The 8,711-nt window shown below is 68.4% G+C and carries 8 protein-coding genes and 1 pseudogene; 5 read left to right on the top strand and 4 right to left on the bottom strand.

What is annotated here, in order from left to right; genetic code table 11:
• From ACRDP3_RS13745 to ACRDP3_RS13725, 5 genes and pseudogenes are all read left to right on the top strand, one after another.
• A pseudogene (locus tag ACRDP3_RS13745) lies at positions 1 to 281 on the top strand (ABC transporter substrate-binding protein); the annotation flags it as partial.
• Between the two features lie 14 nt (positions 282 to 295).
• Positions 296 to 1,363 carry a carbohydrate ABC transporter permease gene (locus tag ACRDP3_RS13740; RefSeq protein WP_431517201.1) on the top strand — a complete coding sequence of 356 codons (1,068 nt, stop codon included), beginning with the start codon at positions 296 to 298 and terminating at the stop codon, positions 1,361 to 1,363.
• A complete protein-coding gene (locus tag ACRDP3_RS13735; protein WP_431517200.1) occupies positions 1,360 to 2,193 on the top strand; it encodes a carbohydrate ABC transporter permease in 834 nt (277 codons plus the stop codon). The genes ACRDP3_RS13740 and ACRDP3_RS13735 overlap by 4 nt, the downstream gene beginning before the upstream one ends.
• A 46-nt stretch (positions 2,194 to 2,239) precedes the next feature.
• Entirely contained in the window at positions 2,240 to 3,880 is a 1,641-nt protein-coding gene (locus ACRDP3_RS13730) for a glycoside hydrolase family 13 protein (RefSeq protein WP_431517199.1), read from the top strand.
• A gap of 90 nt (positions 3,881 to 3,970) precedes the next feature.
• Positions 3,971 to 5,653: a glycoside hydrolase family 13 protein gene (locus ACRDP3_RS13725; RefSeq protein ID WP_431517202.1), complete on the top strand. Its 1,683-nt coding sequence runs from the start codon at positions 3,971 to 3,973 to the stop codon at positions 5,651 to 5,653.
• A 77-nt stretch (positions 5,654 to 5,730) separates the two neighbouring features.
• On the opposite strand, the gene ACRDP3_RS13720 is transcribed toward ACRDP3_RS13725, so the two are convergent.
• From ACRDP3_RS13720 to ACRDP3_RS13705, 4 genes are all read right to left on the bottom strand, one after another.
• The gene (locus ACRDP3_RS13720) at positions 5,731 to 6,321 is read right to left on the bottom strand and encodes a hypothetical protein (protein WP_431517198.1); all 591 of its coding nucleotides are present in this window, start codon (positions 6,319 to 6,321) and stop codon (positions 5,731 to 5,733) included.
• Between the two features lie 354 nt (positions 6,322 to 6,675).
• Positions 6,676 to 7,440 (bottom strand): maleylpyruvate isomerase family mycothiol-dependent enzyme, encoded by a 765-nt coding sequence (locus ACRDP3_RS13715; protein WP_431517197.1) that lies wholly within the window; start codon positions 7,438 to 7,440, stop codon positions 6,676 to 6,678.
• Between the two features lie 185 nt (positions 7,441 to 7,625).
• Positions 7,626 to 8,102: a nucleoside deaminase gene (locus ACRDP3_RS13710; RefSeq protein WP_431517196.1), complete on the bottom strand. Its 477-nt coding sequence runs from the start codon at positions 8,100 to 8,102 to the stop codon at positions 7,626 to 7,628.
• A 165-nt stretch (positions 8,103 to 8,267) separates the two neighbouring features.
• Positions 8,268 to 8,531, bottom strand: a complete 264-nt coding sequence (locus ACRDP3_RS13705; RefSeq protein ID WP_431517195.1) for a hypothetical protein — start codon at positions 8,529 to 8,531, stop codon at positions 8,268 to 8,270.
• Positions 8,532 to 8,711 lie beyond the last annotated feature (180 nt).

Raw genomic sequence — 8,711 nt, 5'->3', positions numbered from 1 at the left:
CCAGTGAGCAGAAGGCCCGAACCGCCCTCGAGGAGGCTTCTCTCGCGCCGCCTTACGAGAGCCTCTACAGCGAAAAGGCGCTGGTGAAGAAGTTCCCGTACCTGCCCACGCTCAAGAAGTCGATTCTGAGCGCCGAGCCGCGTCCCCGCGTCGTCAACTACGGCGACGCGAGCAGTGCGATGCAGAAGGAGGCCTACGCCGCCATGACGGGCACCAAGAGCAGTGCTGAGGCCCTGAAGGACCTCCAGAAGGCCCTTCAGAAGCCCACGGCGCAGCAGTAAGGAGCGGCCCGCTCATGGTGGAAACGCATAACCCTGGCGGCAGTGCGACAGCCAGTGCGGATCAGTCGTCGCACGACCGCTCGGGCGGCAGTTCGCCCAGCGGCCCGCCGGCGCCGGCCAAGCGTCGGCGCTGGCGGGCCGGGGCGACTTCGGGATCGACGCGGATGGCGGCGCTGCTGGTCTCCCCCACGCTGCTGGTGCTGACGATCGTCGTGCTCTACCCCACGATCGTGGCGCTCAAGGATTCGCTCTACGGCACCGCGGGCCTGGACCCGGAGACGGGGTTCGTCAGCAAGACGGAACCGTTCGTGGGCTTGTCCAACTACGCCGACATCTTCGGGGAGGCGGGCTCCCGATTCTGGAACGCCTTCTGGAACACCTCGTTCTTCACTGTCACCACGGTCGCGTTGGAAACAGTGATCGGTGTGGGTATGGCGCTGATCATGCACAAGGCCTTCAAGGGCCGGTCACTGATCCGTGCCAGCATCCTGATCCCATGGGCGATCCCCACCGCCATTTCCGCAATCCTGTGGCGCTGGATATTCAACAGCGACGGCGTGGCCAACGCGCTCATCGGCAAGCAGATCCTGTGGACCACGGAGGGATTCCAGGCCCAGGCCGCCGTCATCATCGCCGAGGTGTGGAAGACCGCCCCGTTCATCGGTCTGCTCGTACTGGCCGGCCTCCAGGTGATCCCCAAAGAGGTCTACGAAGCCGCCCGGATCGACGGGGCCACCGCACTGCGCCAGTTCTGGAACATCACCCTGCCCCTGGTGAAGCCCGCGCTGCTGGTGGCCGTGCTGTTCCGGACGCTGGACGCGCTGCGGATGTTCGACCTTCCCTACGTCCTCATCGGCGCGAAGAAGGCTTCGGTGGAGACGTTGTCCATGCTGGCCCAGGACGAGGCGTCGAATGTGCGGTTCGGACCGGCTGCGGCATACGCGGTGGTCCTCTTCATCTACGTCTTCCTGATCGCGCTCGCCTTTGTCCAGTTGCTGGGCACCGATCTCGTCCGCGACGACGACACCCCCAAACGCCGCCGCCGGTGGCTGACGCGACGTCGCACGGAGGTTGAGGCATGACCATCCCGGCAAAGATCCGCAAGTGGCTTCCGTATATGGGTGTCGCCGTCGTCCTCATCTACTGCCTGGCCCCGTTCTACTGGATGGTGGTGTCCAGCCTGCGGCGTACCTCGGACATCTTCGAGAACTCGCCGCTCCCCAGCCACCCGTCCCTTGAGAACTACCTCGCGGTCTTCGACCCCTCCCAGTCGTTCACCAAGGCGATGATCAACAGCATCGTCGTGGCCGGCGTCACCACGTCCGTGGCTCTGGTGCTGGCCACCTTCACCGCCTACGCCATGGCGCGGCTCAGGTTCCGCTTCAAGCGTGTGGTGCTCACGGTGATCATCGCTACTTCGATGTTTCCCGTGGTGTCGATCGTGGTCCCGCTGCTGAAGTTGTTCACGGACATGGGCTGGATCAACACCTATCAGGCGTTGATCGTGCCCAGCATGTCCTTCGCGCTGCCGCTCGCGGTATGGAACCTCACCACCTTCTTCCGGCAGATGCCGGAAGAACTCGAGCACTCGGCCATGGTCGACGGCTGCACGCGTGGCCAGGCCTTCCGCAAGATCATCATTCCACTTGCCGCGCCCGGCCTGTTCACCACCGCGATCATCGTCTTCATCATCGCCTGGAACGAATTCCTCATCGCCCTGACGATGACGAACAAGGAGGACATGCAGACCGCACCGGTCGCCGTTTCCAAGTTCTCCGGGGCCTCTGATTTCGAGATCCCGTTCGGCAGCCAGATGGCGGCGGGCGTTCTCGTCACCCTCCCGCTCGTAGTCATGGTGATCGTCTTCCAGCGTCGGATCGTTTCCGGCCTCACCTCCGGTTCGGCGAAATAGCCCGGCCTTCTCCGCGGATCACTTACTCGAAGGAGGACGCAGCAGCATGCCAAGCACCGCACCGTGGTGGCGGAGTGCCGTCATTTACCAGGTTTACATCCGCAGCTTCGCCGATGGGAACGGCGACGGAGTCGGTGACATCGCCGGAATCCGCTCTCGCTTGCCATATCTCAAGTCGCTGGGCGTCGACGCCATTTGGATCAACCCGTGGTACAAGTCGCCGATGGCCGACCACGGCTACGACGTGGCCGACTTCCGCGAGATAGACCCGCAATTCGGGACCGAGGCCGAGGCCGAGGAACTCATCGAGGAGGCGCACCAGTACGGCCTCCGCGTCATCCCCGACATCGTGCCGAACCACACCTCCGATCAGCACGAGTGGTTCCGGGCCGCGCTGTCCGACCGGCCGGACGGCCCCGAGCGGGAACGCTACATATTTCGGGCCGGCCGCGGACCCGAAGGCGCCGAGCCGCCCAATGACTGGAGGTCGGTCTTCGGTGGTGCGGCCTGGACCCGGGTGCCCGACGGGCAGTGGTATCTGCATCTGTTCGCCCCCGAGCAGCCGGACCTCAACTGGGAGCACCCGGAGGTCAGGGCGGAGTTCGAGGACATCCTGCGGTTCTGGTTCAGCCGTGGAGTGGACGGATTCCGTATCGACGTGGCGCACGGCCTGATAAAGCACCCCGAGCTGCCTGATCTGCCGCCCCGCATCGACCCGGACGGCCCGGCTCCTCAGGAGCGGGTGGCTCACCCGCACTGGGACCGCGACGAGGTGCACGACATCTACCGCGCGTGGCGCCGGGTGGCCGATGAGTTCCCCGGCGACCGGTCGTTCGTCGCCGAAGCCTGGGCGGAGACCCCCGACCGGCTCGCCGCCTACGTACGGCGGGACGGTCTGCACACGACGTTCAACTTCGACTTTCTGATGGCCAGTTGGAGCCCCAAGCAGTTGCGGGCGGTCATTGACGACTCGCTCGCCACGCTCGGCGCAGTCGGCGCACCGGCCACCTGGGTGCTCTCCAACCACGACGTCGTGCGCCACCCCAGCCGCTTCGGCCGCGAGGCGGTGACGAAGTGGGTGGCCAACGAGCGCTACCTGCCCGACGGCCCCCTCGACCTCGAACTCGGAATGCGGCGGGCCCGCGCGGCCGCCCTGCTGCTGCTCTCCCTCCCCGGCGGCGCCTACATCTACCAGGGTGAGGAGCTGGGCCTGCCGGAGGTCGAGGATCTACCCGAAGACGTCCTGCAGGACCCGATGTGGGAGCGATCCGGGCACACCGACCGCGGACGTGACGGCTGCCGCGTGCCCATCCCGTGGACCGGGGAGGGCGCGTCTTTCGGCTTCAGTCCCGAGGGCGCCACCGGCAAGCCCTGGTTGCCGCAGCCTGCGCACTGGAAGGAGCACAGCGTCGAGATCCAGACCGGTGACGACGCCGCCATGCTGGAGCTCTACCGCCGCGCCCTGCAGCTACGCCACGCCCACCCTGCCCTCGGGGATGGCGGCCTGACCTGGCGGGACGCCCCCGAGGGAGTGCTCGCCTTCCACCGCGAACCCGGCTTCGCGTGCGTCGTCAACTTCTCGACCGAGCCGTATCGGCTGCCGCAGCACGACAAGGTGCTGCTCGCGAGTCGAGAGCTCGACGACGGCCGGCTGGCTCCGGACGCCGCGGTGTGGCTCGCGCTGTAAGCGCCCCTGTCGTACGGCTTTCGGGCACCGAATCGCACAACACAGCACAGCACCGCACCAGATCGCATCGCGAGGATTCACGTGAACGACCTGACCACGCCCCCCTCCGGCCACCGCCAGAACGGCCCCGACTGGTGGCGCCAGGCCGCCGTCTACCAGATCTACCCCCGCAGCTTCGCCGACTCCGACGGTGACGGCCTCGGCGACATACCCGGCGTCACCTCGCGGCTGCCCTACCTCTCCGAACTCGGCATCGACGCCGTCTGGCTGAGCCCGTTCTATCCCTCCGCCCTGGCCGACGGCGGCTACGACGTCGCCGACTACCGCAACGTCGACCCGCGGCTGGGCACCCTTGAGGACTTCGACGCGATGGTCGCCGAAGCCCACCGATTCGGCATCAAGGTGATCGTCGACATCGTCCCCAACCACACCTCCGAGGACCACGAGTGGTTCCAGGCGGCGCTGCGGGCGGCCCCGGGTTCACCGGAGCGGGAGCGCTACATCTTCCGCGAGGGCAAGGGTGAGAACGGTGAACTCCCGCCCGCCGACTGGCAGTCCGCCTTCGGCGGCCCCGCCTGGCACCGGCTCCCCGACGGCTGGTGGTATCTGCACATCTTCGCGCCCGAGCAGCCCGACCTCAACTGGGACAACCCCGAAGTACGCGCCGACTTCCGCAAGACGCTGCGCTTCTGGTCCGACCGGGGCGTGGACGGATTCCGTATCGACGTGGCGAACGCGCTGGTGAAGGACCTCTCCGACCCGCTGCGCGACATGGGGAACCGCACCTACCGCGAGCAGATGGAAAGCATCGAGGACGGCACCCACCCGTTCCTGGACCGCGACGAGGTGCACGAGATCTACCGGGAGTGGCGGGAGGTCTTCAACGAATACGACCCGCCGCGCGTCGGTGTCGCAGAGGCCTATGTACAGAACCACCGCCTGGTGCTGTACGCGCGCCCCGAAGGACTGGGTCAGGCGTTCAATTTCGAGTATCTGAAGACCGGTTGGTCGGCCACCGAGCTGCGTTCCGTCGTCGACGTCTCGCTGCGTACGGCCCAGGAGGCGGGCGCCTCCGCCACCTGGGTGCTCTCCAACCACGACGTGATCCGGCACACCTCACGCTTCGCGCTCCCCGACGACGCCGACCACGAGGCATGGCTGCTCAGTGGCGGCACCGAACCCCGGGCCGACACCGAACGCGGGCTGCGCCGGGCGCGAGCCGCGACCCTGCTGGAGCTGGCCCTGCCGGGGTCCGCCTACATGTACCAGGGCGAGGAGCTGGGCCTGCCCGAGGCTGCCGGCATCGCCGAGGAGGACCTTCAGGACCCGGTGTGGGAGCGCAGTTCGCACACCCGGAAGGGCCGCGACGGCTGCCGCGTACCGCTTCCGTGGACCCGCGGGGGCACGTCGTTCGGCTTCGGCGGCGACCCGTGGCTGCCCCAGCCCGCGGACTTCGGCGCCCAGTCGGTCGAGGCCCAGGAGGGCGAGGAGGGCTCCACGCTGGAGCTCTACCGCGAGGCACTGCGGCTACGGCACAAGCTCGTGGGCACGGACGAGTCACTCCGCTGGATCAGCTCCGCGGAAACGGAGGAGGCGGGCCTGCTGCACTTCGTCCGCCCCGACGGCTGGCACTGCGTGACCAACTTCAGCACCGAGGCCGCGCCGCTTCCCGACGGTGAAGTGCTGCTGAGCAGCGGACCGTTGGGGACCGGTGGGCAGCTCCCCGGGGAGACGACGGTGTGGCTGCGCACGGCGGACCCGGCAGCGGGCTGACACCGCGGTAGGACGGTGCGGGAGACCCCTCGGTTCTCCCGCACCGTTCCGCGTATCGCTCTTACCGCTCCTCCCGGTCACTCCTCGGGGAAGTGGACCTCCGAGAAGCCCTCGCTCTGTTCCCAGCGGAGGTAGAAGAGGCCGGAGTCGCTGTCGTAGATGAAGAGGACCCTGCTGCCGTCGTCAGCGATGCTGGTGTCCTTCCAGCCGTCGAAGTCCTCGGTCATCTTCAGGTCCCAGTCGGACAGATCGCCGGTGCCCACTCCCGCCAGCGACTCCGTGGGGGGCTCCCCGTCGTAGCAGTACTGACCGAAGTCGGCGATCAGCGAGACAGTGCCCTCGACCTCGGCGAGTTTCACGCCCTGACAGCGGTCCTCCGCTGTCTTGTAGAGCGTCTGCCACGCGCTCCACTTGGTCGCCCCGGCGGCCTGGTGCCGTTCCTGCAGGCCCTTGCCCTCCACCAGACGTGCGTGGACCCGGCGGCCGTCGCTGAGCCGGAGAGTCGACTCGAACTCCCCCGGGTAGGTGCCGGCTTCCGTCTTCGAGTGCTGCGCCGCCTTGCCGGGCTGCTCGGCCGCCGAGCCCTGAGCACTGCCGTACCCGGCGACCAACAGCCCCATGGCCGTCGCCCCGACAAGCGCGGCCCGATACGCCTTACGTTTGCCCACGATGGGTTCCCCTTCGAACGGTCATCCTGCGTACGTCGATCCGTACGGTCCTGATCCGGCCGCCGGGTCGCACCACAGAGGTCTCCCGCCAGGACGCACCCCGCCGTCGGCCGGTTCCCGGCCATCGGGGGGGCACTTGCCGGGCGGCGCAGACCGGCCGACATGGATGCGCCGGCTGCAGGCCGTGCCCCCTGGCACCGCGCGGAGTGTCCCAGTTTGGTAACTGGTGTTCTCAAAGCCTTGGTTGCTTCGCCGCCGGCCGGCGCTTCTGCCCCGGACCAACTTGCCTGGCCGCCGGAGCGGATCGAGGTCTTCCAGCGCTGGCTCGCGTCCGGCAGCGCACCCTGATCGGCCTCACTGGGTCGCCATGACGATGCAGCGCCGCAGCTCTTCGACTCCTTCCGGGGCCCCTTCGACCGTCACACCGGCCGGCTCGCCGGGGCTCTCCCGGTTCCACACCCAGCGCAGTACGGCCGACGGCGGACCGCTCACGGTCACATCGGCCGTGTCGTCGCCGGCACCGCCCTCGACGGCGAACAGCCCGGGGCCCGTCCGCACCCGCCATGCCGCTCCGTCGGTACGCACCAGGTACGTGCGGCCCGGCGAGCCGTCCAGAATGCCGGTGAAGTAGTCGCCCCACTCGGCGACGCCGTACGCCACGAAGATCTCGAGGAGCTCGTCGATGCCGTCGACGGCGAGGTCGGCCGGGACCGGCTCGACCGGCTGCCCCGCGCCGAGTTCGGCATCGATGCGGTGGATGACCGTCTCCTGCGCCATCCGCCGGATCCAGAAGCCGACGGTCTGGTCCGGGGCGTACCAAGTGCCCGCCGGATCAGCCGGCTTGCGGGCGGCGAACTCCTCAAGCAGCCCGGCGTACGCCCGGTCGAGCAACGCCAACGGCTCTTCGTCGGCGAGTTCGCCCGGCGGCGGCCACGGGGGCTCGGCGCCCTCGCGCATGGCCAGGGCCTTGTGCAAGTACACCTCGCCGACGTGGCGGGCCAGGTCGGCGACGGTCCAGCCGGGACAACTCGGCACCGCCGCAGTGAGATCGATCGACGCGACGGCCCGCAGACGGGCGAAGTCGACCGCGAGGCAGTCGAGAATCCGGGAGTACTCCATGCCGGCAAGTTCAGCACAAGCGCACGCACCCCGCACCGAGTTCCACCACGAGTAGAGGCCTGCGTCCTCCGCCGGCTCGGCGAGCGCAGGCCGCTCGACATGGGCCAACGACGACCAATGCCGAACACTCGCCCCGAGGCAACACGGTCACTACGGGGGAGCTGGGCACACAGCTGTTCCTGCTCTCAGGACGTGCTGTGGAAGCGGCGGTGCAGTTCACGTACCTGCTCCGCCAGCCCGGGAACCGGGCCCTCCACCACGACGCCGGGGACGATTTCCCGGATCGGGAGGGGCCGCACGGGAGGCGCGGAAGCCCCCAACTCTGCGAGCCAGACCGTCAGTTGCTCGGAAGAGCTCACATAAACGATGCGGCCCAGTCCGACCCAGCCGTGCGCGGCGGCGCACATCGGGCAGTGCTCACCCGAGGTGAAGACGGTCGCCGCCGTCCGCTCCTCCGGGGTCATGTTCGCCGCGGCCCAGCGCGCCAGCTCGAACTCCGGATGGCGGGTCCGGTCGCCGAGCGCCACGCGGTTGCGGCCCTCGGCCAGGACCGTCCCGTCCGCGGCAACGAGCACGGAACCGAACGGCTCGTCGCCCGCCTCCAGAGCCTCGGTCGCCAGTTCCAGGCAGCGGCGCAGGTGCCGCAGCTCGGCGTCGTCCATCGTGATGCCCCCAGAAGGTGATCTTCAGCGGATGCTAAACCCTCGGTCCCCTCGGCGCACCCGAACTGGGCGGCATGAGCGCGCCTCTGAGACCGGGACCGACCACGTGATAGCGGTCGGCCTGGGCTCGCTACCCCTGTGAAGGGCATCGGGCTCGGCAGCCGCTCAGCTGACGGCCGGATCGGCGGTCGGCGGTGCCGAGCCGAGGGCCTCATCCATACGGCGACAGTGGCGACGTATGCGGGTGTTGGCCCAGAGCAGGTAGCCGCCGAAAGCGAGTCCGAAGATGAGCATGAACGCGGCCACCGTCCATCGGCCGAGCGCGGCGAACGCCACAGGCAGTCCCCACAGCATGACCACGAAGAACACCACGGCGGGCCAGCCGAAACGCCGCATACGGTGGCGGCGTTGGGCGACCAGCCTGCGCATGGCGACTTGCTCTCGGGGGTCGTTCGGAACCTGGCGGGTCTATCCGGTCAAGACGGCGACTGACTTCGTATGGGCGCTCCCCACACGGTCGCTCCTCAAGGCCGATCGCCTGCTGAGATGGCGCCGCCCCACCCCGTCCGTGAGAGTGCCGATCGTCTGGCCTCCCCCGCTGACGTACGC

Source organism: Streptomyces sp. (genome assembly GCF_050698815.1).
In the GTDB taxonomy this organism is placed as follows: Bacteria; Actinomycetota; Actinomycetes; order Streptomycetales; family Streptomycetaceae; genus Streptomyces.
The sequence above is the reverse complement of the archived record's forward strand: the minus strand, read 5'-3'. Positions and strand labels throughout refer to the sequence as shown.

Excerpts from the sequence above, each read along its gene's own strand:
- ACRDP3_RS13740 (WP_431517201.1), top strand. The coding sequence starts at position 296 with ATGGTGGAAACGCATAACCCTGGCGGCAGTGCGACAGCCAGTGCGGAT.
- ACRDP3_RS13735 (WP_431517200.1), top strand. The coding sequence starts at position 1,360 with ATGACCATCCCGGCAAAGATCCGCAAGTGGCTTCCGTATATGGGTGTC.
- ACRDP3_RS13730 (WP_431517199.1), top strand. The coding sequence starts at position 2,240 with ATGCCAAGCACCGCACCGTGGTGGCGGAGTGCCGTCATTTACCAGGTT.
- ACRDP3_RS13715 (WP_431517197.1), bottom strand. The coding sequence starts at position 7,440 with ATGGAGTACTCCCGGATTCTCGACTGCCTCGCGGTCGACTTCGCCCGT.
- ACRDP3_RS13710 (WP_431517196.1), bottom strand. The coding sequence starts at position 8,102 with ATGGACGACGCCGAGCTGCGGCACCTGCGCCGCTGCCTGGAACTGGCG.
- ACRDP3_RS13705 (WP_431517195.1), bottom strand. The coding sequence starts at position 8,531 with ATGCGCAGGCTGGTCGCCCAACGCCGCCACCGTATGCGGCGTTTCGGC.